This is a genomic window from Rheinheimera sp. F8, from assembly GCF_001518915.1.
The window spans coordinates 1,235,108-1,260,432 of sequence record NZ_CP013656.1 but is presented as its reverse complement, the minus strand read 5'-3'; the positions used below and the strand labels follow the sequence as shown (position 1 = coordinate 1,260,432).

Genomic DNA, 25,325 nt, shown 5'->3' with positions numbered 1-25,325 from the left:
AGCGCCTGACTTGATCATGCAGCACGCAGCCTGAATCGTTGACCGCTTAGCTTTATTCATCAGCCGCAATGGCTGAGCCATCGTGCGGACAAGGCCAGCGCAAACTGACTGCCGTGCCCTGACCTGCCGCGGAATGGATACAGACTTCCCCTTGATGCCAGCTGGCTACTTTACTGACGATATACAGCCCCAAGCCAAAACCAGAACTGTTATCACCGCGGCGAAACAACCGTTGCAACACATCTGGATGTTCTGCCATGCCCGGGCCATCGTCCGAGACGGTTAACTGATAAAACAGCTCATTTTTGACCCGCTGTTGGCTGAATTCGACCCGGATCTGTTGTTTGGCATAACGCAGGGCATTGGCCAGCAAGTTTTGGCCGGCCAGCAACAAGGCCGGATAATTAAACTGCGCATGTTGCAGCTGTGTCTGAAAAGTCAGCTCAAATGAGTGCTGGTAAATATCAAACTTCCCGGCCAGATCATTGAGCAAATCGGCCGGTTTTTGCAGAGGAAGTTGCGACAGGTGATGAAAATAATCCAGTCGTGAGAAATCCAGATAATTGCTGACCAGGGCGTCAATTTCCGCAATATCATCGAGTAAACGTTGGGAAAAACGCGGTTCAAGCTGGCTGCCGGCCAGGCTGAGGGTAAACTTCATCCGCGCCAGCGGGGTGCGGGTTTCATGGGCGATAGTGCGCGACATGTCCTGATTCATGCTGATGAGCTGGCTGATCTGAGCAGACATTTTTTCCAGGCTTTGCGCCAGTGGGTACAGACTGGAGCCTGATTTGAGTTTTGTTTGCAGTGGTCCTGGTGTGTTGGCAAATTGCCGGGTCAGATCCGTCAGTGCCCGGATATCCCGGAATACCGGCCACAATAAAGCCAGGAATAACAAGGCCAAAGCGCCATATAACAAGAAGGGTAAACTGTCGTCGGCGCTGGACAAGGTCGGCATTGGGCCCAGTTGATCCAACATACCTGGTTGCAGACTTTGCCGGTAATACAAACTCTGACCGTTTGGCAAATCCACCGCAACCACCTGTTTTTCAGCGATCAGCTGATGGATTTCAGGAGGGAAATATAAACTGGCGGCTGGCAGTTGTTGAAACAACGACAATTGCTGCTGTTGTAAATCGAACAATTGCGTGGCGTTGATTTGATAATGCCATTGCTCCTGTTGTAGCAACTGAAAAATACTGCCTAAGGCCCACAACAGTCCGGCGCAGGATAACAACAGTAACAAATAAAACCGGACAAATTGTTTTTTCATCGCTGCAGTTCCCTTGCAATGGATGCGTCGTCAGGCCGCGGCAATTCGGGCAGATAATTAAACAGATAACCCTGGCCGCGCACTGTGACAATGGCTAGGCCGGTGACAGCCAGCTGTTCCAGATGTTTACGCAACCTGCTGATCCGTACATCGATGGCCCGGTCCAGCCCATCGTAAGCCCGGCCGACTAAATGCTGAAATAACACTTCGCGGCTGACGATTTGACCGGGTCTGGTCATAAAAAAGCATAAAATATCAAATTCAAGACTGGTCAGTTGCAGTGGGCGGCCAGCCAGTAAGGCCCGGTTCAGGCTGAAATCAATCACCAAATCATGCAGTGCCAGGGTACGGCGGTTTTGCTGCCGGCGTTGGCTCGCGCGCAGACTGCTGCGGATTTTTGCCAGCAGCAGGCTGGGGTCAATCGGCTTACATAAATAGTCGGCAGCACCGGCTTCCAGGCCACAAATTTGGTCGTCAGCACTGCTGAGCGCAGTCAGAAACAACACCGGACAAGTCCAGCGTTGTTGCAGGGCAGCGAGCAGATGCAGTCCATTGCTGTCAGGCAGCATAATGTCACACAGGATCAAATCAAAATCGCCATGCACCGCTAAAGCACCTTGTGCTGTGGCCGCGTGGACAATGTCGATTTGCTGGATCTGCAGGTACTCCATGATACCGCGTGCCAGTCCGGCATCATCTTCAATCAGCAGGATTTTAGAATGCTGGTGCATCAGAGCATATTCCACAAATAACCGCGTTTATGCCGTTTGTGCACGCTCTGGTACTGCACCAGCATTAACTCCGCACTGGCTAACAATTCTCCTTGCTGACCTTTCAGATAGATGTGTTGGTTTTTATCTGTGTGAATGCTCACTTCAAACCAGCTGCTCTGTTGCGGGGAATGGCGCTGACAGCTATGCCGTACCGTACCGTGGAATAAACACAATTGCTGCGGGATGGCGCCGCCGGAGACTTTTACTTTCAGCTGGATATTACATTGCGGTTGTTGTTCAGTGATCACACAGGTTTGCGGCAGTAATTGCAGTTGCAGGGTCGCTGACGCAGCTTGTGCATCAGCGAAAATTCCCATGATTATCAGCCCGAAAGCCAGGCTGCAGCGTTGGCTCATCAAAAACTGTATCTCACACCGATAAAACGACTGTAGTAGTGGTCCTGGGCTAATAACGGGCTTTTCAGTAGGTCCTTGTCCAGTTGGTTTTTTTGCCAGAAGGCCTGAATGGCCCAGTGTGGATCAAACTGATAACTGAGGGTCAGTGCATAAAAATACTGCCAGCTGTCTGATAACCTGAACCAGGTTTCGGCGTTGTATAACTCGTAAGGCCGCAGATTATAGTAGTAGTTATTAATCTGCTGGTCTTTATGCAAAGCACCCAGTTGCCAGCGGAATTGCCATTGTTGATAACTATAACTTTTGCGGATACTGAGGTGTTGTTCCTGACCATGGTGCACGCCGCTGACGTCGGTAAGTACCGTCAGCCGCAGCTCGGCGAGGTCGGTGAGCCAGGTAACACTGGCGCCAGCCATATAAGACATATTGCGTTCGATGTCTTCAAAAGTACCAGGTGGATCAGCTGGTGCTTCACCTTCGAATTCAACACCGTGGCTACGCTCGATCCCCAGCGCGTCCCACCAGCCAAACTGATTGACACCATCGAGTTCGAAGAAAAAGCCGTCATCGTTCAGGCTGCCGACCAGATCCAGATACCAGTGGTCCCGCTCGACCAGGCTGTAGCCAACAAAACTGTTTTCAATAAAAAAACGCTCACCGTAATAACTGATGACAGGCAACACAGATCCTTGCAAATCATCCCGGTTGGACAGCGGCGTGGTGACTTTGCCGGTACCCAGTGACAAGGCAAATTCCCAGCGCCCGGCTTCAGTTTGTGCAGCAGGCAAACTTGTTTCAGCAAAAAGATTACCGCTGGCACCTAAGCAGGTAACAAGTAATCCAAGTTCGAAAAGTCTCATCAACAACCAATGGGTTCAAACAGGTTCTGACCTCACTTTAGCAATTCGTATTGTTGAAAGCAGCAGTTTTAGTGCATTGATACAAACTGATACATGAAAGGTTTCGCGGCCCGGACAACATGAATGATTAGATAAATTCAGCGACGGAAAAATAACCAGTCGCCTTAATAATCAAAAGTGGAGAGTCCAGTGAAACTAAAATCAATCGCTTATGCAGTTGCTGCCGCTTTGGGCAGTATTGCTTTGGCACATGCGGCAACAGGGCATTTGCCTGAGTCAGCTCATGTGCAAAATTCCGCCAATCACCTGAAGCCGGTCGCCATTAACGCCGATCAGCTGAAAAAGCGCCAACATCGGCGCAGTATGCAAAATAACCGGCTGGAAAATGACGGTTTAAACGTCAGCCTGCAACCAACCAAGGTCAAATTTGTCCGTGAAGCTGACATCAGCGGTGAGCAGGTTTACATAGTGCGGTTACGGCAAAATCCGGTCAGTCAGTACAACGGTGGTATTGCCGGACTTGCAGCAACCAAGCTGCAAAAAGCTGATGCGCAGCAGCGCTTGTTTGTGCAGGGCAAGCCGGTGAATTCCGCGGTTAAAAATTATCAGGAGTTTCTGCTGGAACAACAGCAGGCGGTACTCAGTGACATCAGCCAATTGCTGGGCAACAAGAAAGCCCGCCAGCAGTTTGTTAATGCTATCAATGGGTTCAGTTTAACTCTGACGCAGGACGAAGCTGAGCAAGTGGCTGGTTTGGCGGATGTTATCAGCGTACAGCGTTCAAAGATGTACCAGTTACACACGGATGAAGGCCCAAAGCGGATCAGTGCAGATAAAGTGTGGACCGGCAAAACCAGCACCAATTTACCTTTTAAAGGGGAAGGCACAGTAGTCGGGATCATCGATACCGGTGTCAACAGTGATCATCCTTCGTTTGCAGATGTTGGCAGTGACGGCTATGACCATGTCAACCCGCTCGGCAGCGGTAATTATGTTGGCGACTGTGCTGTGGACGAATTTAAGGACCGCTGCAACGACAAGCTGATCGGGATCCGCAGTTACGACGTCATTACCGACACTTATGAAGGTTTATACCCGGCTGTCGGTGAGGATGTGGCAGGCCACGGTTCTCATACGGCATCTACAGCTGCGGGTAATGTGCTGAAAAATGTAGATTATGTGGTGCCACAGTTAAGTTCTGCCGGCGATGGTACCGTGGTCAAGGCCGGTTTATTTCCGGAGATTTCCGGGGTGGCACCGCACGCCAATATTATTTCTTACCAGGTCTGTTACCCATTAGAAGGTTGTCCTGGGGAGGCGTTGGTCGCGGCGATTGAAGATGCGGTGACGGACGGCGTGGATGCTGTCAACTTCTCGATTGGTAATGTGATGAATATCACGTCGCCATGGGAAGATGCGATTGAGCTGGCATTTTTAGGCGCTCATCAGGCCGGGATTGCGGTGGCCGCTTCGGCCGGTAATGCCGGTACTGACGGTTCGCAAGAGCTGGGCACCTATATTGATCACGTATCACCCTGGTTACTGAATGTGGCGGCTTCGACCACAGGCCGGACTATCGATATTGATACCAAAGCAGAAAACTTTGCCGGTGGCGACAGTGTGCCGACAGAGCCGATTAAAGGCGGTGGTATTAACGCCGAGGCAGTGACCGGTGTCGTGGTGCAAGCGGTCAATTTTGGCAATGAGCAGTGTACCGAACCTTTTGCTGAGGGCACTTTTGATAACCTGAAGAACAGCGAAGGCCAGCCTTATCTGGACGCTGAGGGCAATCCAGCCGATGTCATCGTGGTGTGTCAGCGTGGCACCAATGGCCGAGTGGAAAAATCTGCCAACGTCGCCGTAGGTGGTGCCGAAGGTTTTATTTTATATAACGCCACCGACTATGGTGATGAAGGCAAGGTTGTCCACACGGATAGTTATGCGGTGCCGGGCATTCATTTATCGAATGCACAGTGGTGGGGCGGTTTATCCAGCTGGCTGAATACAGAAAGCAGCACTGGTCATCAATTGACCATTTCAGCAACGACGATTGACCGCAAAATTGATGCCAGTGAAGCCGATAAATTAGCCGATTTTTCCTCGCGCGGCCCCGGCATTGCCAACCCTGAACATATAGTCCCTTCGGTCACTGCGCCTGGTGTCGACATTTATGCCGCAACTAATGACGAAAGCCCGTTTGCACAGCGCTTAGGTCAAAACCCGGTCACTGCAGACTTTGGAGTGTACAGCGGAACTTCGATGGCTGCGCCGCATGTGGCCGGTGCTTTAGCGCTGCTCACGCAGGCGCGTCCTGCCTGGACAGTGGCGCAAAAACAAGCTGCGTTACAGTTAACAGCTGAGCCTGCAGTGACTTATGCCGTACATCCGGGCACCGCTTGGGAAGCGGATAAAAAGGCTGAAATCTACCGTGCCGGTACTGGCCGCATCAACGTGGCTGCCGCCATTGATGCCGGTTTAATCATGGACGAAAGCTACGACAATATGCTGGCCGCGAACCCGGCCAATGGTGGTCTGGTGCACAAACTGAACTTGCCGGAAATGGTCAATTTCAGCTGTAAGCCAACCTGTAGCTGGGTGCGTACTTTTACTGCCACTAAAGATGGCAGCTGGACCGTTTCGGCTGATGAAATTACCAACTGGTCACCTTCATATCAGGACAGATATGTGCAACAAGGCGCCAAGCTGGAAATTATCCCGAATAAATTTAGCTTAAAAGCCGGTGAAACTCAGACCGTGATGGTGCGGGCTTCGATTATGAATTCTCAGGATGTGTTGGGGAATTCAGAAGTCGAACTGCAGTCGCATCTGATGTTTAAAGAAGACCACAACAAAGCGCCGGATATGCGACTGCCGGTCGTGTTTAAGTATGACAATGGCGATTTGCCGGAGCGGGTGACTGTCAACGCACATCGCAATCACAGCAGCTATACCGTGAAAGATGTGCCAATGCCGGTGATGAGTCAGGCGGTGACCCGTGCCTATGCACCGGTTAAAGCTGAACGTCACCAGATCACATTGCCAAAAGATGATGATTTCACCTTCCCATGGCCGCGGCAGGAAGGTGATGTTGACCAGAACCGGTTGGACGAAGCTTCCCATAGTTTCTGGATTGATGTGCCGGCCAACAGTAAACGTTTAATCGTCGAGAACCTGCAAAGAACACACTCCAGTAATAAAGAAGCTTATAACTTCGGCAACGTCATTGTTTATCTGGGCAAAGACTTTAATAACAACGGTGTGATGGATTTAGATACCGAAATGCTTTGTGTATCCTGGCATGTCGTATCCAATAACTTCTGTAATATCAACGAGCCGGAAGCGGGTAAATACTTCGCTGTTTTATACAATGCCAATGATTACATGACGCCTGGCACCGATAGTTTTGAATACACTTATGCCGTGGTCAAAGGTGATCCGGCAACGGATGTTTCTGTGGCAATGCCAGCGCAAACCGATGGCAAGACGCCGGTTGATTTACAAATCAACTGGAACAAAGCTGAGATGAAAACCGGTGATCTGTATTACACCGGTTTTGATATCGGCTCGTCGCCAGCCAATGCCGGCAATATTGGGTTTGTACCAGTGAAACTCAGCCGTGGTGATGATGATGTCACATTAAAAGCAGATAAAACGGCCGCCCGCGCTGGTCAGCCCGTCACATTGCAGTTTAATACCCTGCCAAATAACTCAGGCGCCGATCGGGATTTCACCATCACTGCCAAAATTCCGGCGGGTTTAAACCTCGCAGCCGATGATATTCAGGCCAGCGACGACAGCATTGTTAAGGAAGCGACGCTGAAAAACGGTGTGCTGACGATCAAAGGCTTGCAGCCTGATACCTCAACAGTCACGCCAGAGTACAAGATCAGCACCAGCGATGAAGACGCGAAGTGTCGGGTGCCTGATTTTGGTCAAAACAATGATCGATATGTCGATTTGCGTAGTTTTGGTTTTACACCGGGATTTGGTGACGACCCGAATATGCTCAGAGAAGGCACATTAATTCCTTACAACACGATGTTTGGAGATGGTCAGGGTTTCGGTTTATACAACAATGAACACGCCAGATCACAATATATGGCGGTGCGCGGTAACGGCAATATTGCCTTCTCCGGCGACCCGTATTTCTGGCCACAACATATGCCATTCCCGTACAACAGCTTCCCGCATCAGGCCATCGGTACGTTGTGGCGTGGCTGGGGCGGTTACCCGAACTTTGTGTTGGAAACTGCCGCCACGCCGCTGAGCTGGGAGTCAGGTATGACCATCGCCAGCACACAAACGGGCTGGGGCATTATTGAATGGGATGGAATGCGCACCATGCCTTACCTCGGCATGGATGAAAACTGGCAGGCAATTTTCGGTGAAGGTGATGATCGCTTTGAGTTCGAACTGATCTTTAACAACAATGTCCGTTTTGGCAAAGGCGAGTACGAGCTTTACATGGCATACAACCAACTGGAGTTCGCCGGTAATAACCGTGGTTCTGTTGGTCTGCAGGGGTATCGTGGTCAAACATCGACATACGGTCCACTGGAAGGGCATTTAGGGACTGAATACGCCCTGGATGATCTGGACAGTAAACTGAGTGTCGGCAAAGTGCTGTGTTACAACTATGTTGGCCCGGAGTCATCGCAATTTCAGGTCAGGTTCACTGCTGAAGTTGCGCATTCTGCGGTTGGCAGCTTGTTGAAAGTGGAAGCCACCAGTCAGGTGAAAGGGATGGCTGATATCAGCATGACCCATGAGATTTCAGTGCCCGGCAACATCGCGATCGGCGCTATCCGCAACGCGACAGTTGCTGAAGACAGCGAACTGAAGAATGTGCAGGTGTTGTACGCCGATGAAAATAACAGTGCCAACACTATCAGCGTCAGCGGTGCCAATATCACAGCAACGGTGGATGGCCATAGTTCAGGCTCAACTATCAACATCAAACCGGCGGCTAACTTTGTCGGCACGACTAAAGTCACTGTCACTGTGGCGGATGTTGAACAACCGAACGATAAAATCAGCACCAGCTTTGACCTGACGGTCACACCGGTGAACGATGCGCCGGTGGCAAAAGTGGTGAGCAGCAATGTCGAAAGTGTCAGCGGCAGTAGTATCACGCTGGATGCTTCAGCCAGTACTGATGTCGACGGTGATGCGCTGAGCTACAGCTGGGTGCAGAAATCAGGCACTACGCTGAATACCACCGCCAACGGTGCCAGACTGACGCTGAATAATGCCGCTTCTGGCAGCTACAGCTTTGAAGTGACAGTATCGGATCAGGCGCTGAGTAGTGTGGCCATTGTCAATGTCACGGTCAAAGAGCAACAAGTTGCAGTTGAGGTGAAGCCAAAATCTTCTGGTGGTTCATCCGGCAACTGGATGTTGCTGCTGTTAACCATCGTTGGCGGACGTTTCTGGCGCCGGCGTTTGCACAGTTAAGCTGAGTGACTGGTCTGTCCGAAATAGCGGACAGGCGATTGGGGAAGGGCTGTGGTGATTCACCACGGCCCTTTTTATATCCAGGGATGGATGGTATGGCGAAAATGCAGGAGCAATTTTCGGCGAATATCCAGGGATGGATGGTATGGCGAAAATGCAGGAGCAATTTTCGGCGAATATCCAGGGATGGATGGTATGGCGAAAATGCAGGAGCAATTTTCGGCGAATATCCAGGGATGGTATGCTGAGACCGGGATTTCGAAAGGCCAACAATTTGGCCTGTTGCCGGTTGAACGTCATTTGCTCTGCAACAGACTGGGGAAAATGCAGCTACGTGGTACCCAGAGCTTTTCGGCGATTGTGCACGAAAAGCGGGCAGATGCGCCCAGCAGGCGACAGTGGAATAAATCTGCAGTTCAATCAACTTGATTTGATGGGTAACTCATTTTGATGTAATGTCAGAAGATGCAAACCGGAGGTGACCCATGGCTACGACATATCAAACTATTCCTTGCCAGACAATGTCCGTCAAAACCGTATCCGACGCCTGCGCTGTATCTACCGCAGTTTTTGCAAATAAACGCAGTTATCTGCAGCTGGTACGTGACGGCGTTTCCGGCGATAAAGTCAAAACCCTGCTGCAATGGCTGCCCGAATTAAAACCGGTATTGGTGATTGCGTTGTCGATCAGCGCCGCCAATATCAGCCGCCTGTATAAAGGCACTTTACCCAGTCATCAGGCCGAGCCGGTGCTGGATATGCTGCAATTGATTTGCCGCGCTGAACAGCTGTTTGGCACAGAGATGGCGCGGCAGTGGCTTAACAGCCCGATGCCGGCGTTATCCGGCGACAAACCTATCGCGTTATTTGACAGTTTCGTTGGCCGCAAAATGGTCGCCGATGTGCTGCAAGCTATTGAATTTGGTGACTTCAGCTGATGCAGCTGTACCGCATTTGTCCGGAAGCCTTTCTGGAGAATTACAGCGGCGAAGGCGCCAGTTTCAAAAGTGGCGGCCGCTGGAATCCACCAGGTCAGCGCGTGCTGTATTTCGCCAGTTCGGCGGCAGTGGCGATGCTGGAAGTAGCCAATTATCTGCCGTCACCGCGCTTTGTGCCCAAGAGCTACCGGCTCGGGCAATATCAGTTACCAGATGCGCTGGTCAGCCGCTTTCAGGGAGCTATGCCCACCGACTGGGACAGTTTTCCGTATCCGGTCAGCACGCAACAACTCGGCAGCGACTGGCTGCACAGCCAACAAAACGTGCTGCTGGAATTACCCAGCGTAACAGTGCCGCCAGGCCTTGGCAGCATCCTGCTATTTAACGCCAGCCACCCGGACGCCACACAGCTGCGGCTGCAGCAGGTATTCCACGATATCTATAACCCACGGCTGTTTGCCGGTATGGGCATCTAACCGGGTGTAATGCCTGCAAGTTTCACTGGTACGACTGGCATCACGCCGAGAAAGTATGCCGACCGCCACTTATGATTCAAAAAACGCGGCCAAAGCAGTTCGCTCAGCTATGCAATTCGCACCTGCAAAATGTAAATTAAATGTATATCGCCAGATCAACGGCGCCACGCCCGCTTTCGTTTGTTACAAAGCGGGCAGCAGCGGCAAAGGGTTGAGATCTGTAGGTTTTTTCGGTAGTGTTAACTGATGTTAAAAAATATCAAAGGCACAACGTAGGGTTAAAAGCGTGCGTTTTGCATTTGATTAATATGTTCTGTCTTGCCGGCGATTTTTCTAATAGATCTGAGATTCATAAAGTCCGGATTCTAGGAGCAAAGTAAGCTTGAAGAGTTTGTGTTTTTCTGCAACGCTCGAAGCGTTCGCGACACCGCTGATGCGTGCATGCAGACGGATGGCGCGGACTAGCTTCGAGTGAGGCCACAAACCCCGGGGCCGGCAAGTTGTAGCGTCGAGAATTGTTTTACCGCACAAGTGCTTAGGAACTCATGGATTGATGGTCCGACCCAACTTACACACAGAACAAGTCACTGCAACGGACGCTACACAGCGCGCCGTTGAGTTCAATCGTTATGTATAGGGGGATTAATTGAAGAACCTAATGGAGCTTTATAAAGGATTTTTGTGGGGAGTAGGTTTTGCTCTTGCGACAGGGCTTATATATTCAGTGCTAATATCCACGTTAGGTGCATCTGTAGAATATGGTTACAAAAATCGCTTAAATGAGGTCTCTTCAAAGCAGTTAGGCTTGCTCGCAGATTCTTTAGGTTTAGAAATTGCGAAAACTTCAATTGGAACTGAAAGAGTTATCTTTGCAGTAAAGCACATGAACTTGAATGATTCTGCCTTTGTACATGATACGTACAAAATTTCATTGAGCATTTTTAATAAATCTGGAGATTTCATTTCAAAGTGTGAGTCTGATTTCCCTAATGAAAAATCGACTGATGAATACATTTATACAGTGGTTGAATGTCCAATGATATTTGGGGTGCCGGGTGATTTTGGTCATGCAAAGATTGCTATCAAACGAGTATAAGAACATAACAAGTAAATATTATTCGCCCTTGGCGCTAAATTTGGTAGTTATGAGTTTTGAAAATGCGAACCCCAACGACCATTGAAACACGAATCCTAAATGAGCTATTTATACGTGCAGAACTAGCGTATGACGCAAAATCGTTATTAGTGGAATCAATGGATGATGGCAGGATGGGCAGTTTAATGATTGGAATCAATCATTCTGAGCGTAGTTTTGGTTCAGCTTGCGCAGAGTTTGAACTAATCGATGATGATGGCAAATCAGTGCTATTTTCGTTGTACCTTGATAAAGCAGGCGCGCCTTATGAATTGGATGCATTCAAGAGTGATTTCAGTGAAACAATCCTGCTGCAAAATAACTCATAGCAATCGCCAGCATAGCGCGCCTGCGGCGCTGGACGACTCGCAACAAGTTGCTCGCCGTTTAGGCGATAGTTATGTGTACATGGAAGTGACCCGAATATGGCGCTAGATGCAGTTGGTGATTTACTGGAAGTGGTTGGTCGGTTTTTATTCAGAACCTTAAATGAAGTTTTGATAGAGTTTCTTTGCAAAGGAACAGGTTATTTAATTTGCAAACCGTTCAAATCAAATGTTGACCCAGATGGATTTTCGGTTTTTTCGGTGGGGTTTTTATTCTGGCTCTGTGCTGTAATTCTGGGTTTTCATGTCTATGAATTTATTCAAATTGATAAATGTTTAGATGCTGGCGGCAGCTTCGATTATTCGAACAATAGATGTATAGAATAACCGTTGTAGTAAAGGCCTGACGGATCCCCAGAAATAACCTAACCATATCATCCGCTCACTTTCCTGACATTGGTCCAATCAAAAAGACCCGCCCATTCAAGCAGTTGCCTGACTGCCGCCTGGATTTCCTCACCGCTGATACCGACTCTGGCTAATCGGCACAACCGTTTACCCAGATAATTGAACGACAACACTCTGCGATGTTTCAGCGAATTCGCCTGGAACGACCGATGCTTGCCGGCGAGTTCTGCTGCCAACCCAAGCATGNACTGGCCGTTGGTGAGTAAACTCTGCAGCGATGCCGTCAGCGAGTTTAAAAGATGTTTATGGAAATTTTTTGGGGTGACAAGGTCGAGAAAATCGGCGAGCATAGCTTGAGCTTTCATGGCGGTTATTCATGGTTTGTGATTTTTGGCGAAGGATCAGATCAGGGACTGCCATGAATGTTCCCTCCCGCGCCTGAATTATTGTTTTACCTACACAACTTCTGGGGATACTTCAGAGTAAAGGCACATAACAAGCAAATGTTAATCGTCTACGCTGCGCATGGACTGCGACGCAAAACACATGCGCGTTTTCCCGCGCTAAATTTGGTAGTTAGCAGGTAACTATGAACAGAGCTGAGTATCGGCAACTAAATGAAGCGTTCTTAAATGGTGAGCTGATTCTTGGAATTAAGTATCGACATAATTCTCAGGTTAGTATCATCGATGAGGATGGTGAAAGAGTTACAGGCTGGATCGTTGGAGTCGATACGCATGACTCGGAGCCTATTTATACGATTGAAATTTCTGGTGGCGATCCAAACTACGAGGTGAAACAGTCAGAGATAGTCTTACTACATGATCCTCATGTTTAAATTTTCTGCTAACAAGGAGCGTGGCACATTGCGGCCTGAGGCCGCAGCGACGCTCACCAAGGACCGGGTTCGTGCGCTAAACGTTAGCGGAGGAATCATGAGATTATTTCTAATCTTATTGAGCTTTTTTACCTTTCAGGTCATTGCTGACGAGCGCGCAGATTTTGAGAGATTGATAAATTTGACTGATAAAACAGAATTTTTGCAGTTCAAAGAAAACATAGTGTGGATCAAAAAGTCTCCAACGGTAACTTATATAGAAAAAGATGATCGCGATATATTCGGAAACGGTCGTCTGGCTACAGTTAAAGGATATGACTGTGATCATGATGGCAAAATAGATGAGCCGCCAAAGTGCGCAATTCTTTATAAAGAATTGAAAAAGTATTTTGAAACTCACTAATGCTGAAATTATTCGTATTTTTGCCAAACATAACAATGCTACAGCGTGATTGTTATCTTGCTGTTGTCAGTGTTTAAATTACACGGGTGGTGCTGTTTGTTGCAAGTTTGTCTAACAAAACGGGGTAAGCGCGTCCGTTGCCTCTGGGGCGTCAGACCTCAATCGGTTTGTCGCACGTGCGTTTGGCGTTAGAACCAACATGGAGCTGAAACTAAGCACGGATGCAATCATCACAACAGCAGCAATTGCGCTGCTGGCAGCAATTACACTAACGAAAGGTGATGTTCTTTTCATCGGACATTGGTACTACGCATCGGTCTTCTTATTAGTTTTCATCGCATGCGCTGTTATTAAAACAAAGCCTCTGTTTATCTCGGGCGCAGTTCTTGCTGTAGGGTTAACCTTCGGAGTCTACATTCGGGCCAACTGGGGGCCATCAGCAATAAACGACCTGCTGGGTCTAGGTCATATATTTTCATTGCCAGGCGCATTTGTCGGCCTGTTTATAACCGGAGTGATCAGCAGATCCTCAAAGTGTCACAAGCCAATTCTCGTTTTTATTATGGGCTTCCTGGGTTTCGGCACAGGCTTCATCATTAATCAAACAGTGTTGTGCAGCACTGTCATGGCCTGCAGTGCACTTTCAGGCTCCTGATGGCTGACAACTGGTTCAAGTTGTGCACTTCGTCACTGCGGGATCGACTAAAAGCCGTGCATAACCAAAGGTGAAGTTACAAAAACAGAATCTGTGCAATTGTGCTTTATTGGCTCATTCGGCGTGTCAGTTCGTTGGTTGTGGCAGCGCCTGTGTTAATCGCTCATCCAGCTTTAACTGGCAGTACCATGTAATTCAAGCCACTCGCGGCTCCAGGGAAGGAACACTTTATATGCACCGAACAGTCACGCAGCTGTGGGCCGACTACCTTGCTGGTCAGTCTCCACCATCACCAGCTCCTATTGATGCGCCACCAGCCTGGTATTTCTGCGACAACGAGGCTGATGCGAATGAGTGTGCCCGGCTGGTTTTGACTGGTCGCAAGCGTGCGACCTCACCGTCTTTGTGGTTTTTTGACAACAGTGGCGAGAGCCTGCCGGTTGTTGGCGATCTGAACATAGTGACGGACTGGAGCGGGCAGGCCATCTGTATTATTCGCACAACCCATGTGCAGATCCTGCCGTTTAACCAGATCACGGCAAGCCATGCAAAAATTGAAGGTGAGGGCGACGGCTCACTGGATTGGTGGCGCAAGGCGCATTGGGACTATTATCATTGGGAACTCCGGGGGACTGGCTATCAGCCTCAGCCTGATATGCCTGTTGTCTTTCAGCAGTTCGAGTGCATATTTCCGTCAGGCGCGGCCTGACCAAGCATTCAGGTCAACGCCGCTTCGCGGCTTAACTTCAGCGTCAGACAGCAAAGGAAGCCAGCATGCTTACGATAGAGGATCTCAGACAAGTCGCCGAGGAACGCCGCTCGGAGAACATGGCGCTTTCGCTGGCCTACGCAACAACACTGGCGCGATTAATCCCGGCCAATTTTATTCTGGTCATTGGTGCGGCGTTACTGGCGCTGGTGGCTGGCGGCGGGTTCCTGATCGATAACCAAATCTTAAGTCCAACCACAGCCGGAGTGTTGTCGCTGATTAGTGGCGCGCTCACCATAGTGCACTCCAAGCTTGGATGCGAAAGCTATCAGGCTGAGTGCAAAAAGCTGGCAAGCATTCACCGGGGCATTGCGGTCGACTATGGTCACACGCTGATCGTTGAGGACCTGCAAGAACTCAGGCAGCGATTGATGTCGCTGGATGAACAGATGGCAGCAACAATAAAGTCCGCCGGAGCTTTGCCCTTTGAATCGGCGCTTCAGCGGGCAAAAGCTGCCACAAATTGAGGCCGGGCACACTTTGACTATGCTGAAAATGACGCGATGACTACATTCCATACTGCGTACCATGCAAATATGGTTAATTTTATCGGCGATACAATCTGCTGCTATGCGCAGCAAAGGTTGCAACAGGCATAGCAGTAAGGCAGCAGCAAGATCTCTGCAGTGATACCTGGCTGCTGTGATCTTTGTGTCGGCTTTTGGCTGACAAGACGCGGATCTAATAGCGCAGCGACACTGCGCAAGGTTCAGCCGCGTACAGTTATCATTTGACGGTATGACTGATGATTAAGATTATTCCCTTTACAGCTGAACACGCCGCAGGCGTAGTTTCAGTCATCCTGCCCATTCAGCAATCGGAGTTTGGTGTACCGATCACGCTGGACGCCCAGCCTGATCTGCTGGACATCCCCGGTTTTTATCAGCGCAATTGCGGTAACTTTTGGGTCGCTATCCACGGCGAGCATGTAGTTGGGACTATTGGCCTGCTCGATATCGGTAATCAACAGGCTGCACTTCGCAAGATGTTTGTCGCGGCCGCGTACCGGGGTGCTGAACAGGGCGTCGCCAAGCAGCTGCTCGACGAACTGCTGGTATGGTCGGCAAAGCAGGGCATTGCAGACATTTTACTGGGAACCACCGACAAGTTTGTGGCCGCACACCGGTTTTACGAAAAAAATGGCTTTGCTGAGGTTCAAAAATCTAGTCTGCCGCAGACGTTTCCGGTGATGGCGGTCGATTCGAAGTTCTATCGGCTCGCCTTAACCCCGCATGCAGTCTGAGCTGTGGCAGGGCGGCGCAGGGATCCTGTGCGATAACTGTGGCTGCAGTGGGGTTGGTCTTTTTTAAGGTTCACGGCGGATATGGCAGTCGCAATATGGGCTTTAGCTATTAATACCGGAGGAGTCTTTGGCATGCATGAAGACACATTGTGGTACAACAATGCGCAATCTCTGGCGGATCTGCAGATATGCGCACTGCTTGCGCAAGAGATAGACAACGCCTTGCCTGACGCCCAAAACAAGGTCTGGCATGCACATCCGGTATGGTTTCTCGACGGCAATCCAATTGTTGGCTATAGCAAGCTGAAAGGATGTATCCGTTTGCTGTTCTGGAGTGGTCAGTCCTTTGCGTCGCCTGGCCTGACGGCTGAGGGCAAATTTAAAGCTGCAGAAGCACGTTTTGTGGCGGTGGATCAAATCGACGTTGTAGCCTTGCGCGCATGGCTTGCCGAGAGCCGCGATATACAGTGGGACTACAAAAACATCGTGCGCCGCAAAGGCCGGCTGGAACGCCTGAAGTAGCCGCGATCTCTGCAGAATATTGTCACAGCTAATCGCGCCGTCGAGCCGGTTCATATGATTAGCTATATGTAACGAACACAAAGTTTGCTTGATGAAAAATGCCAGGAGAGATGAAATGCGTACAGTGCTTATTTTGCTGGTCGGCCTGTTCCTGCTTGCTGCGATATCTATTTTTAGTAAGCTCTTTGCGGAACAATACCCTGCTGCAACAACATGGGGTATTTCAGCTTTTGTTCTGCTCTGGTTGTGTGCGACCGGGTTTAATATGTGGGTTGGCGTGAGCCGTGCGGGCTATTCAATCGCCGAAGAGTTACCGATCTTTCTGTTGTTGTTTGCTGTGCCCACCATTATTGCCCTTGTTGTTAAGTGGAAGTTTCTATGAGTGATATCCCGACTATTTGTTGATGCAGCGGCTGACCCCGCCATTAGCCAGCGTTGATTTTTTAAGTTTTTAGCGATAGCAGCCAGCACCAGCCAGGTTGCTTGTCGCGCTGTCTGGTAATAAACAGCAGTTGTGTTCTTTCTATCCCTTCTGGTAGTGTATTTTTCACTGTCTGTTTACAAATCCCGCTTTGCGCAACGTGGTTTGTTTATTTGCGCCTGCGAACGGCCTGGATTAAAAATGACTGCAATGACCTTGCTCAAAATTATCCTGAGCATCCCGATTGGGATTGGCCTGATCTATCCGTTGCTGCAACCTGATGCCAGTGGCGGCATCCTGGCGGAGCTGCAGATATTCGGTCCGGTTGGGTCCTTGGTCGCCATTGCAGTGTTTTTGCTGTTGGTGTTTTTCTATGCCCGCGATCTGGTTAAGACACTACAACTGGTTGCGCCGGCGTCAAGAACAGCCAGGCCCAATAGCGTTTGGTGGATGTTTGTGTTGCCGTACAATTTTATCGAAGATTTTTTCATAATCGCCAATGTCGCCAAATCACTGGAGGCCGAGGCGGTCAGCAACCCTGCACTCGGCGGATTTCGCTCCTTTGGCAGGATGTCGGGGCTTGGCTGGTGTAGCGCACAAGTCCTTTCCTTAATTCCCAATCTGCTTGGTTCAATCGCCGGCCTGGTCGCTATTTTTTGCTGGGTCTGGCATTGGCGGTTCATCCGCCAGGTTAATCGCGCGCTGTTGTTATCTCAAACAAGCTAAGCAGGCATTTATGCCTAAAAATGCCCGCTACTTTGATTTTTACAGACAGTTGCGGCGTCCGACGGTTTATCGATATTGATGATTTAACTTAATAAACAACAAGCAAACGAAGGGAAACGATGAAAAATAGAACTGTGAAATTGATGCTGGCAGTGATGTGTTTTGTGCATCTGCATGTGTTTGCCGCGATGCCGTTAGGCCAAACCGAACAATTCACGCTTAAAAGCCAACTATTGCTGCAGCCACGCGAGTTAATCGTCTATTTGCCGGCTGATTATGCGCAGTCAAAACAACAATATCCTGTGCTGTACATCACAGATGGTGATATTCAGGGCGCGCATACTGCCGGCACAGTTGATTATCTGTCAAAGTTTGATCTGATCCCCGCGATGATAGTGGTTGGGATTGTCACGCCGCGCCAGCAACGCGTGGAAGAACTGACCTTAGCGCAAAACAGTGCGGCCCAGTCTGATAAATTGGCCGGTGCTGACCTTATGCTGGCCCATCTGGCACAAGAAATCATCCCAGCTATCAAAAGCCGGTATCGCACTTCAGATTATCAGGCGTTGGCGGGCACGTCGCATGGTGGTCAGTTTGCCGTCAATGCCGCGATAAAACGACCAGGGTTGTTCAATGGTGTCATCGCAATAAGCCCTTCATTGTATTGGAATAACAATCAAATGATTGATTTGGCTGCGGCGGCGTTAAAAACACAGCGCATTTCAGGGCGGGTGTTTCTGTCCATTGCAAACGAAGAGCCTGTGATGACTAACGCTTTTCAACAGCTGGTGGATTTAACCAATCAATATCCGGGTCCGAAACTTCAGGTAAAAACCCAAACTTTTAGCGACGAAAGTCATGACTCGACAACTTTGGTTGGGCAATACCAAGGCTTAAAACACCTGTTTACCAATTGGGCTATCCCCAATGTCCCGCAAAACTTAGCTGATCTGCAGGCGGTGTTTAATGCCAGATCGCAGTTGCTGGGTCAAAAGCTGCAGATCCCGGAGGACAAAGCCAATGGTTATGCCCAGTGGCTGCAGTATTTAAACCGCCAGGATGAGGTATTGGAACTGCTGGTATGGAACAGAAAAAACTATCCGCAGTCGTTTAACACGCATATCAGTGTCATCCAGGCTTATTTGCATTTTAAGTTAACAGATAAAGCAAAAGCCGCTTATAAAGAAACCCTGCAGTCGCTAACAGGTATCACGGCGGCGCAACAAGCTGAGCTGGACGCATTGTTTAATGTAAAAGCCGGTTAATCTGGCCGTGAAGTTTCTGGCTGTGTCAGAATTGGCTGACACAGCCTGTCGTTTGGCATCCGTTGTCTTGCCGACTGGTATCGTCAGTATCCCCATCATCAAGGACATTTTCAGTGATGACCAAAATTTATATGTTGTTACCGCTATTTTGCGCTTTTCTGGTGTCTGCAGCGCCGGCAACGCTGCCACCAGGTGATGCAGCGCCATTGATCACGCGGATTGAAGCCGCGCAAACTGCCGGAAAAACGGAGTTCGATAAACTTGCACTGCCCGCATTGATGCAGCAGTTGCAGGTGCCGGGTCTCAGCATTGCGGTGGTCAAAGATTTCAACATTCATTGGGCCAAGGCTTACGGCGTTGCCGATGCCAACACTGGCCGTTTGCTGGATACCAATAGTCGTTTTCAGGCGGCTTCGATCGCAAAGCCGGTGACGGCAATGGCGGCGATGCGGATGGTCGAGGCGGGGCAGCTTGACCTGGATAAGGACATCAATACCTTTCTCACTTCATGGCAAGTACCGTCTTCGAAGCTAAACCAACAACAGCCGGTGACGGCCCGGTCATTGTTCAGTCACACGTCCGGTGCCGATGACGGGTTCGGTTTTCCCGGTTACGCCCCGCAGGCAGCGCTGCCGACCGTCGTGCAGATCCTCAATGGTCAGGCGCCCTCTAATGTGGGCAAAGTGTTGTTTGCGCGGCCGCCTTATAGCGAATTTAAGTACTCCGGCGGCGGTATCCTGATCATGCAACAGGCGATGATGGATTTGTGTCGCTGCGCTTTTGATAAGCTGATGCAAACCTCAGTGCTGACGCCGCTACAGATGACCCACAGTGCCTTTGAGTCCATGCCGGCAGCACAAACCGCGGCGTTGGCACATGATGAACATGGCAAGCGGATGCAGGCGCCATGGCATGTTTACCCGGAACAAGCCGCCTCGGCACTGTGGACCACACCGACTGATTTGGCCAAATTTATCATTGAAATTCAGACCGCGCTGCGTGCTGAAAAAGGCCAGCTGCTGAGCCGGCAGGCCGCCACAGAGATGACGACACCGGTGCGGGTCGGGCAGTTCGCGGTCGGCTTTAAAATCGAGCAGCTTGGCAAGGAACAGTATTTTTCGCACAGTGGTGCCAATTGGGGCTATCGGGCCTGGATGACGGGTCATCTCAGCAAAGGCTATGGCATGATCATCATGACCAATGGCGACAATGGCATGGCCCTGATGAATCAGGTGGCAGACCGTATTACCAACGCCTACGGCTGGAATGCTGAGTCTTCGAAGTAAAGCGGTTGCTGCGGGCCGGGTCTATAGTCCGGCCGGATAGCGGCAGCTCTGGTTTTTGATGTCGAGTCGCTGAGCAGGCTCCTGACGTCATGTGCGGTAATCGCTTTCAACGCGGATCATCAGCCTAAAGGTTTATTTTGATGTTTTTTATTGAGACTGAACATTTGATTTTACGTGATATGCGCATCGACGATGAGCAAGCATTTGTGGCCTTGAGCCGGGACAGCAAATATCAACGATTTTATGCGGAAGAAGATTGTACGGTGGAGAAATATCAGGCACTCACTCAGTTGTTTATTCAGCAAGCATGTGCCATCCCAAGAACTGCATTTCAATTGGCAGTTGAGTTAAAAGCCACTGGCAATCTGATTGGTACTGTTTGTTTAAGGCTGGAGTCAGATCATCAGGCCGCGATGGGCTGTGGTTTGGCCAGACAATATCAATGCAGGGCTCTGATGCAGGAAGCCGCTGTTGCGTTAGCAAATTTCGCGTTCACGAAATTGAATGTGCATAGAATTTATGCCGAGACTATCAGCGCTAACCGAGCGGCGGTAAAGTTATGCGAGCAACTGGGTATGCGTAAAGAAGCCGTATTCAGAGAAAACCGCTACTTTAAAGGACGCTGGTGGGACACTGTCGTTTTAGCGATATTGTGTACTGAGTGGCACAAACAGGCCTGACAAATCAGCGGCGCACTGGTGAAGTGTTTATCTGGTGTCTGTACTCACCAGTACGCTGTGTTTTATGTCCTGAAAGGTCTAAATTCCTCAGCTTGATGAGATCTGCAGCGATTGAATTTTGTCGTCATGCAGCAAAAACGCATACTGCAATTGGATTGGGCTGCCGGGGAAATTGCCGCTGACGCTGGCAAGCACGAGTTGGTGTTGATCTTTTGTGGTGATACTGAGCGGGGTGGCGCTGAACTGATACTTCTGCCGGGCCTCTGAAAACCATGCTGCAATCGCTGCCAGTCCGCGAAACGCGCCACCTTCATCAAACACCACTGCGTCTTTGGTAAAACAATCTTGTAGCCCCTGCAGGTCGGCGATGTTGCCGGCTGAAAAGTACTGTTTGATCGATTCCGGTAGTTCAATTGTCATGGCTTGTGCGCCTGCTGCTGTGTTGTTGAGCGGGCAGTTTCTGCTTAGACTGAACCGATTTCAAGAACGCACCAAAAGGTAAGTGACAGACCGATGAGAAAGATTTATACGCCATCTACCGCTGCGGCCGATGTGCAGGATGTGATTAAATTATTGGAAGGGCGCTGGAAGCTTCTGCTGTTGTTTCATCTGTTTGACGGCAAAGTGCAGCGTTATTCTGATTTTGAAAAATTGATCCCGCAGATCTCGCAAAAGATGCTGTCGCAGCAACTGAAACAATTGGAAGCCGACGGCATTGTGCACCGCACTGTGTACCCGCAGGTGCCACCAAAGGTTGAGTACCGGCTGACGGAATGGGGGCAGGCGCTCTGTCCCGCGCTCGACGCGCTGTTACACTGGGCAGAGCAAAAAAATAGCGGCGGGCAGGTGGTCTAGCTGCTTTGCGCACTGGATATCACTGAACCAGCTACGACGTATCGCCTGTTGATTCATTGCATTTAATTGACCACCTTAAGCCAGAGCAAAACCACGACAAAACCACGACAAGCTTTGCATTAACTTCAGGTTTTTGAAGGAAACTTTTATGCAAAAGCTGACACAAATATTCGCCAAATACTTCATCGCCCTCTGTGCTTTATGTCTGGGGGCTTGTACTCAATCTCATCTGCAAATATTCCCGGAGCTGGAGAATCCGGCCATGTCGCAGCAACAGCTAAGCGTTACACAGATGCACGCTGACATCGATCATTTAATTGAAGTGGTCGTCGCCTGGCATCCGGAGCTTAGCGAATACGCCGATCTGGCAAAGATCCAACAACAAGCAAAACTATTAAAGCAGCAGATTAATAAACCACTGCTGCGTACTGAGTTTTACACCGTGATTGCGCGGTTAAATCAGATGTTTAATGATGGCCATACCCTGTTATTGTGGCCCTATCCTGAGTACCAGCAATTGCAGTCGCAAGGCCATTTATTTTTCCCCTGGCAGCTCAAACTGGCCGAAAATGGCAGTTTGCTGCTGCAGCATAGCTACCAGTTAGCCGATGGTTTGCAGGTCGCCGCAGGCAGCGAAATTCTGAGCATCAACCAAGTGCCGGTTACTCAGTTACTCGATTCACTGCAAGCCTATGGCAATGGTGAAACTGCAGCTTTGCGCCAGGAAATGCTGGTGTCACGTTTTGGCCTGAGTTTGTGGGCGTCGCTTGGCTGGAAGGATCAGTTTGAAGTGACACTCAAACCCATGCAGCAGCCCGTGCAGACCCTGCAATTAGAACGGGGACAAGATTGGCAAATGGTTGACGCAGAGCGCCAGGATTATGCTTACAAGCAAATCCGGCCTGGGGTAGGTTTATTGCAACTCAACACTTTTGACCTGGATGAAGCCGAATTTGCTGATTTTCTTGATCAAAGTTTTGCCACTATACAACAACAGCAGGTGCATTCCTTATTAATCGACCTGCGGCAAAATACCGGCGGCAATACCGATACCGTCAGTTATTTAAGCCGTTATCTCAGTCATAAACCCTTTCGGTTGGTCTCGCAACTGCGGGAAAAACTCAACCCATATAACAGCGGTTGGTTTGGTTATAAAGGCCAATCCGGTACGCTGCTGCAGCAAGACTGGACTGAATGGGAACAGCCTTTTGCGGTCGATAAGCGTTTTGGGGGCAAAAGTTACCTGTTGATTGGCCCACGGACTTATTCTGCCGCCATCGTGTTTGCCACTGCCGCTCAGGATCAACAATTTGCCACGCTGCTCGGCAGCCCGACTGAAGGTTTTGCCAATCAGACGGCGCAAGGGAATTTATTTAATCTGCCACATTCACAATTGCGGGCTTATGTCGCAACACGTATCTTGGTCAGGCCTGATGGCAAACCGCATCGTCACAGTGTTGAGCCGGATGTCCGTTTTGACGTCCGTAATGACGACACAGCGTTGGCCATTCCGGGCGGCGCTGAAGCCGACCCTCAATTGCAACAGAGCCTGCAACTGATTGAACAGCGACAGCAAACCGCTCAGTGATCTATCAATCTCAAATAAAGAATGGCGATGAACGAAAAACTGCATATTTTAGTGGTGGAAGACAATGCCGTGCTGGCGACGCAGCTGCTGGACTTTTTGCAGGCGAAGGGTTTGGTCACCGATTACGCTGCCACCGGTCAGCTGGCGCAGTTGCTGATGCAACAGCAGCAGTTTGACTTGGTGATCCTCGACTTAACCTTGCCGGATGTCGATGGTTTAGTGCTGTGTCAGCAATTCAAACAAAGCGCTTATAACCCGCCGGTGTTGATGCTGACGGCCCGCGATAGCCTGCAGGATAAAATCAGCGGTTTTGAAGTAGGCGCCGATGATTACCTGACCAAACCTTTTGCGCTGGAAGAAGTGTATTTCCGCGTGCTGGCTTTGTGCCGTCGCCATCGGTTGCATCAAAGCTCTGCGCTGTTGTTGGGCGATTTAACCATCGACCGCGCAACGCGGCAGGCCAGTCGCGGCGGGGTGCCGCTCAACTTATCAGCCACTGACTTTAGCTTGTTGCAACTGCTGGCCGAAGCTTATCCGCATGCGGTCAGTAAACGTCAATTGAATGCCAAACTCTGGGGCGATGACGCACCGGAAAGTGACGCCGTGCGCAGTCATATTTACACCTTGCGTAACGCGCTGGATAAACCTTTTGCCAGCGCTTTACTCAAAACTGTGCATGGTATTGGCTTTCGGCTGGAGTTGCCCGATGCCGGACATTAGGCCAATCCGCACGGCTCATTCTATTCGTGTGGCGGTGTTAAAGCTCGTTACCGGCCTGGTGTTGCTGTTGACGCTGGGCTACAGCCTGTTGGTGCTGGTGTATGCCTGGGTCGTGGAAGACAATATTTTCAACCGGCTGGTCAGCGAAGAAGCCGCGTATCTGCAACAACATTATCAGCAATCCGGCATGGTAAACCCGCCAAGACCGGCTTTTATGCAGTTGTATCAGGGTTGGCAAGCACTCCCCGACACTTTGTATCAAAGTTACCTGCGTGAACCTATGCGGGTAGAATTTCGGTTGGAGGATGGCAAAACAGTACATTTGCAAGTGCTGCAGTTGGGTGGACAACCTTATGTGTTACTGGCGGATGTCGGCGCTTTTGAAGTGAGCCGCGAGTTATCGCCACTGTTGGCCAGTGCTTTGCTGTTACTGTTGTTGTTATGTTTGCTGGTCGTGCTGCCGGTCGCGCTGCTGTTAGCCAGACAGATCACCGATCCGGTGCTGCGTTTGGCCGCAGCGGTGCAGGATCCAGCCTTACCGGTGCTGGCGCCCGGATTTGCCAGCCTGTTTCCAAACAATGAAATCGGTACTCTGGCGCAGGCGATTGCCGACAACCAAAAATTTTTGCAGCAGGCCTTGGCGCGGGAAAGCCACTTTACCAAAGATATCAGCCATGAGATCCGCACACCGCTCAGCGTGCTGAAAAATCTGCTGCCTGATGTCACTCATGGTGCCACTCTCGGTACTGCGCTATCTGTACCAGAGCGGCAGGCTTTTGCGCAAGCAGTGTTGACGCTGGAACAAACCACTGAAACTTTATTGGCGTTGGCACGGGCGGAATCGGTACCGCAGCAGCAGTTCAATCTGACGGCGCTGTTGGAGCAAACTCTGCTTCAGCATTACGCTTTAAATCACAGTGCTGCCGGCCAGCGCTTACAGCTGGATATACAGTTGGCCGAAACGGTCTGGGTTGTCGCGAATCCCAGCCTGTGCCAGATGTTGCTGCAAAACCTGCTGACCAATTTGCTGCAGTATGCGTCAGAACCCGAAGTCGGCATTAAACTCTGCGCTGCGCAGTTAGTGATCAGCAACAGCTTTCGCTTGCCGTTACCAAGCGATCCACTCCGAAGTGGCCAACGCAGTGCGGCAAGCACAGGGATAGGCCAGGGACTGAGCCTGATCCAGCGCATTTGTCAGGTACAACATTGGCAATTGCAGCTTGCTAACGATGCGCATAAATTCGAAATCACCATCCGGTTTGATGCAATTTCAACCCTTGCCTGAGCGATTGTCGAAAAACACCGCTAACCGTTTTTCACCAACTCTCTGCCCCCCTGCAAAAATAGCCCTTCAC

Annotated in this window: 28 protein-coding genes; 23 read left to right on the top strand and 5 right to left on the bottom strand. The window is 50.1% G+C overall.

The window, feature by feature from the left end; translation table 11 throughout:
* Positions 1–52: 52 nt before the first annotated feature.
* Genes ATY27_RS05770 through ATY27_RS05755 form a run of 4 tightly spaced genes read right to left on the bottom strand, consistent with a single transcriptional unit; the run spans position 53 to position 3,190 of the window.
* The gene (locus ATY27_RS05770) at positions 53–1,273 is read right to left on the bottom strand and encodes a HAMP domain-containing sensor histidine kinase (protein ID WP_208930754.1); all 1,221 of its coding nucleotides are present in this window, start codon (positions 1,271–1,273) and stop codon (positions 53–55) included.
* On the bottom strand, positions 1,270–2,004 hold the full coding sequence (locus tag ATY27_RS05765; protein WP_208930755.1) for a response regulator transcription factor: 735 nt from the start codon (positions 2,002–2,004) through the stop codon (positions 1,270–1,272). Before ATY27_RS05765 ends, ATY27_RS05770 begins: the two co-directional genes overlap by 4 nt.
* Positions 2,004–2,363, bottom strand: coding sequence for a DUF3019 domain-containing protein (locus ATY27_RS05760; RefSeq protein ID WP_208930756.1), 360 nt, complete (start codon positions 2,361–2,363; stop codon positions 2,004–2,006). Before ATY27_RS05760 ends, ATY27_RS05765 begins: the two co-directional genes overlap by 1 nt.
* A 38-nt stretch (positions 2,364–2,401) precedes the next feature.
* The gene (locus tag ATY27_RS05755; protein ID WP_208930757.1) at positions 2,402–3,190 is read right to left on the bottom strand and encodes a MipA/OmpV family protein; all 789 of its coding nucleotides are present in this window, start codon (positions 3,188–3,190) and stop codon (positions 2,402–2,404) included.
* A gap of 261 nt (positions 3,191–3,451) precedes the next feature.
* Between ATY27_RS05755 and ATY27_RS05750 the strand changes: the two genes are divergently transcribed.
* From ATY27_RS05750 to ATY27_RS05660, 19 genes are all read left to right on the top strand, one after another.
* Positions 3,452–8,716, top strand: coding sequence for a S8 family serine peptidase (locus ATY27_RS05750; RefSeq protein ID WP_208930758.1), 5,265 nt, complete (start codon positions 3,452–3,454; stop codon positions 8,714–8,716).
* A 51-nt stretch (positions 8,717–8,767) separates the two neighbouring features.
* Positions 8,768–9,145: a hypothetical protein gene (locus tag ATY27_RS05745; RefSeq protein WP_208930759.1), complete on the top strand. Its 378-nt coding sequence runs from the start codon at positions 8,768–8,770 to the stop codon at positions 9,143–9,145.
* A 56-nt stretch (positions 9,146–9,201) separates the two neighbouring features.
* A complete protein-coding gene (locus ATY27_RS05740) occupies positions 9,202–9,654 on the top strand; it encodes an antitoxin Xre/MbcA/ParS toxin-binding domain-containing protein (protein WP_208930760.1) in 453 nt (150 codons plus the stop codon).
* On the top strand, positions 9,654–10,130 hold the full coding sequence (locus tag ATY27_RS05735) for an RES family NAD+ phosphorylase (RefSeq protein WP_208930761.1): 477 nt from the start codon (positions 9,654–9,656) through the stop codon (positions 10,128–10,130). Before ATY27_RS05740 ends, ATY27_RS05735 begins: the two co-directional genes overlap by 1 nt.
* Positions 10,131–10,788: 658 nt before the next feature.
* Positions 10,789–11,226, top strand: coding sequence for a hypothetical protein (locus ATY27_RS05730; protein ID WP_208930762.1), 438 nt, complete (start codon positions 10,789–10,791; stop codon positions 11,224–11,226).
* 62 nt (positions 11,227–11,288) lie between these two features.
* Positions 11,289–11,594 (top strand): hypothetical protein, encoded by a 306-nt coding sequence (locus ATY27_RS05725; protein ID WP_208930763.1) that lies wholly within the window; start codon positions 11,289–11,291, stop codon positions 11,592–11,594.
* A gap of 96 nt (positions 11,595–11,690) precedes the next feature.
* On the top strand, positions 11,691–11,978 hold the full coding sequence (locus tag ATY27_RS05720; RefSeq protein ID WP_208930764.1) for a hypothetical protein: 288 nt from the start codon (positions 11,691–11,693) through the stop codon (positions 11,976–11,978).
* 610 nt (positions 11,979–12,588) lie between these two features.
* Positions 12,589–12,837 carry a hypothetical protein gene (locus ATY27_RS05715; protein WP_208930766.1) on the top strand — a complete coding sequence of 83 codons (249 nt, stop codon included), beginning with the start codon at positions 12,589–12,591 and terminating at the stop codon, positions 12,835–12,837.
* Positions 12,830–13,240, top strand: a complete 411-nt coding sequence (locus ATY27_RS05710; RefSeq protein WP_208930767.1) for a hypothetical protein — start codon at positions 12,830–12,832, stop codon at positions 13,238–13,240. Before ATY27_RS05715 ends, ATY27_RS05710 begins: the two co-directional genes overlap by 8 nt.
* A 199-nt stretch (positions 13,241–13,439) precedes the next feature.
* Positions 13,440–13,895: a hypothetical protein gene (locus tag ATY27_RS05705; RefSeq protein WP_208930768.1), complete on the top strand. Its 456-nt coding sequence runs from the start codon at positions 13,440–13,442 to the stop codon at positions 13,893–13,895.
* Between the two features lie 70 nt (positions 13,896–13,965).
* Entirely contained in the window at positions 13,966–14,604 is a 639-nt protein-coding gene (locus ATY27_RS05700) for an ASCH domain-containing protein (RefSeq protein ID WP_208930769.1), read from the top strand.
* Between the two features lie 65 nt (positions 14,605–14,669).
* Positions 14,670–15,131, top strand: coding sequence for a hypothetical protein (locus ATY27_RS05695; RefSeq protein WP_208930770.1), 462 nt, complete (start codon positions 14,670–14,672; stop codon positions 15,129–15,131).
* 278 nt (positions 15,132–15,409) lie between these two features.
* Positions 15,410–15,907, top strand: coding sequence for a GNAT family N-acetyltransferase (locus tag ATY27_RS05690; protein WP_208930771.1), 498 nt, complete (start codon positions 15,410–15,412; stop codon positions 15,905–15,907).
* Positions 15,908–16,039: 132 nt separating this feature from the next.
* On the top strand, positions 16,040–16,429 hold the full coding sequence (locus ATY27_RS05685) for a DUF1801 domain-containing protein (RefSeq protein WP_208930772.1): 390 nt from the start codon (positions 16,040–16,042) through the stop codon (positions 16,427–16,429).
* Positions 16,430–16,544: 115 nt separating this feature from the next.
* The gene (locus tag ATY27_RS05680) at positions 16,545–16,811 is read left to right on the top strand and encodes a hypothetical protein (RefSeq protein ID WP_208930773.1); all 267 of its coding nucleotides are present in this window, start codon (positions 16,545–16,547) and stop codon (positions 16,809–16,811) included.
* A gap of 240 nt (positions 16,812–17,051) precedes the next feature.
* Positions 17,052–17,576 (top strand): hypothetical protein, encoded by a 525-nt coding sequence (locus ATY27_RS05675; RefSeq protein ID WP_208930774.1) that lies wholly within the window; start codon positions 17,052–17,054, stop codon positions 17,574–17,576.
* Positions 17,577–17,695: 119 nt separating this feature from the next.
* A complete protein-coding gene (locus ATY27_RS05670) occupies positions 17,696–18,841 on the top strand; it encodes an alpha/beta hydrolase-fold protein (RefSeq protein ID WP_208930775.1) in 1,146 nt (381 codons plus the stop codon).
* A gap of 116 nt (positions 18,842–18,957) precedes the next feature.
* Positions 18,958–20,127: a serine hydrolase domain-containing protein gene (locus ATY27_RS05665; RefSeq protein WP_208930776.1), complete on the top strand. Its 1,170-nt coding sequence runs from the start codon at positions 18,958–18,960 to the stop codon at positions 20,125–20,127.
* A gap of 140 nt (positions 20,128–20,267) precedes the next feature.
* Positions 20,268–20,807, top strand: coding sequence for a GNAT family protein (locus ATY27_RS05660; RefSeq protein ID WP_208930777.1), 540 nt, complete (start codon positions 20,268–20,270; stop codon positions 20,805–20,807).
* A gap of 87 nt (positions 20,808–20,894) precedes the next feature.
* On the opposite strand, the gene ATY27_RS05655 is transcribed toward ATY27_RS05660, so the two are convergent.
* Positions 20,895–21,227 (bottom strand): nuclear transport factor 2 family protein, encoded by a 333-nt coding sequence (locus tag ATY27_RS05655; protein ID WP_208930778.1) that lies wholly within the window; start codon positions 21,225–21,227, stop codon positions 20,895–20,897.
* A gap of 93 nt (positions 21,228–21,320) precedes the next feature.
* Between ATY27_RS05655 and ATY27_RS05650 the strand changes: the two genes are divergently transcribed.
* The 4 genes from ATY27_RS05650 (at position 21,321) to ATY27_RS05635 (ending at position 25,255) form a co-directional block, all read left to right on the top strand.
* The gene (locus ATY27_RS05650) at positions 21,321–21,662 is read left to right on the top strand and encodes a helix-turn-helix domain-containing protein (protein WP_208930779.1); all 342 of its coding nucleotides are present in this window, start codon (positions 21,321–21,323) and stop codon (positions 21,660–21,662) included.
* Between the two features lie 148 nt (positions 21,663–21,810).
* Positions 21,811–23,250, top strand: coding sequence for a S41 family peptidase (locus ATY27_RS05645; protein WP_208930780.1), 1,440 nt, complete (start codon positions 21,811–21,813; stop codon positions 23,248–23,250).
* Positions 23,251–23,277: 27 nt separating this feature from the next.
* On the top strand, positions 23,278–23,970 hold the full coding sequence (locus tag ATY27_RS05640; RefSeq protein ID WP_244151280.1) for a response regulator transcription factor: 693 nt from the start codon (positions 23,278–23,280) through the stop codon (positions 23,968–23,970).
* Positions 23,957–25,255: a HAMP domain-containing histidine kinase gene (locus tag ATY27_RS05635; protein WP_208930782.1), complete on the top strand. Its 1,299-nt coding sequence runs from the start codon at positions 23,957–23,959 to the stop codon at positions 25,253–25,255. Before ATY27_RS05640 ends, ATY27_RS05635 begins: the two co-directional genes overlap by 14 nt.
* The last annotated feature ends 70 nt before the right edge of the window (positions 25,256–25,325 follow it).

Coding starts and splice junctions, on each gene's coding strand:
- ATY27_RS05770 (WP_208930754.1), bottom strand. CDS start 1,273: ATGAAAAAACAATTTGTCCGGTTTTATTTGTTACTGTTGTTATCCTGC.
- ATY27_RS05765 (WP_208930755.1), bottom strand. CDS start 2,004: ATGCACCAGCATTCTAAAATCCTGCTGATTGAAGATGATGCCGGACTG.
- ATY27_RS05760 (WP_208930756.1), bottom strand. CDS start 2,363: ATGGGAATTTTCGCTGATGCACAAGCTGCGTCAGCGACCCTGCAACTG.
- ATY27_RS05740 (WP_208930760.1), top strand. CDS start 9,202: ATGGCTACGACATATCAAACTATTCCTTGCCAGACAATGTCCGTCAAA.
- ATY27_RS05735 (WP_208930761.1), top strand. CDS start 9,654: ATGCAGCTGTACCGCATTTGTCCGGAAGCCTTTCTGGAGAATTACAGC.
- ATY27_RS05730 (WP_208930762.1), top strand. CDS start 10,789: ATGGAGCTTTATAAAGGATTTTTGTGGGGAGTAGGTTTTGCTCTTGCG.
- ATY27_RS05725 (WP_208930763.1), top strand. CDS start 11,289: ATGCGAACCCCAACGACCATTGAAACACGAATCCTAAATGAGCTATTT.
- ATY27_RS05720 (WP_208930764.1), top strand. CDS start 11,691: ATGGCGCTAGATGCAGTTGGTGATTTACTGGAAGTGGTTGGTCGGTTT.
- ATY27_RS05715 (WP_208930766.1), top strand. CDS start 12,589: ATGAACAGAGCTGAGTATCGGCAACTAAATGAAGCGTTCTTAAATGGT.
- ATY27_RS05710 (WP_208930767.1), top strand. CDS start 12,830: ATGTTTAAATTTTCTGCTAACAAGGAGCGTGGCACATTGCGGCCTGAG.
- ATY27_RS05705 (WP_208930768.1), top strand. CDS start 13,440: ATGGAGCTGAAACTAAGCACGGATGCAATCATCACAACAGCAGCAATT.
- ATY27_RS05695 (WP_208930770.1), top strand. CDS start 14,670: ATGCTTACGATAGAGGATCTCAGACAAGTCGCCGAGGAACGCCGCTCG.
- ATY27_RS05690 (WP_208930771.1), top strand. CDS start 15,410: ATGATTAAGATTATTCCCTTTACAGCTGAACACGCCGCAGGCGTAGTT.
- ATY27_RS05685 (WP_208930772.1), top strand. CDS start 16,040: ATGCATGAAGACACATTGTGGTACAACAATGCGCAATCTCTGGCGGAT.
- ATY27_RS05680 (WP_208930773.1), top strand. CDS start 16,545: ATGCGTACAGTGCTTATTTTGCTGGTCGGCCTGTTCCTGCTTGCTGCG.
- ATY27_RS05675 (WP_208930774.1), top strand. CDS start 17,052: ATGACTGCAATGACCTTGCTCAAAATTATCCTGAGCATCCCGATTGGG.
- ATY27_RS05670 (WP_208930775.1), top strand. CDS start 17,696: ATGAAAAATAGAACTGTGAAATTGATGCTGGCAGTGATGTGTTTTGTG.
- ATY27_RS05665 (WP_208930776.1), top strand. CDS start 18,958: ATGACCAAAATTTATATGTTGTTACCGCTATTTTGCGCTTTTCTGGTG.
- ATY27_RS05660 (WP_208930777.1), top strand. CDS start 20,268: ATGTTTTTTATTGAGACTGAACATTTGATTTTACGTGATATGCGCATC.
- ATY27_RS05655 (WP_208930778.1), bottom strand. CDS start 21,227: ATGACAATTGAACTACCGGAATCGATCAAACAGTACTTTTCAGCCGGC.
- ATY27_RS05650 (WP_208930779.1), top strand. CDS start 21,321: ATGAGAAAGATTTATACGCCATCTACCGCTGCGGCCGATGTGCAGGAT.
- ATY27_RS05645 (WP_208930780.1), top strand. CDS start 21,811: ATGCAAAAGCTGACACAAATATTCGCCAAATACTTCATCGCCCTCTGT.
- ATY27_RS05640 (WP_244151280.1), top strand. CDS start 23,278: ATGAACGAAAAACTGCATATTTTAGTGGTGGAAGACAATGCCGTGCTG.
- ATY27_RS05635 (WP_208930782.1), top strand. CDS start 23,957: ATGCCGGACATTAGGCCAATCCGCACGGCTCATTCTATTCGTGTGGCG.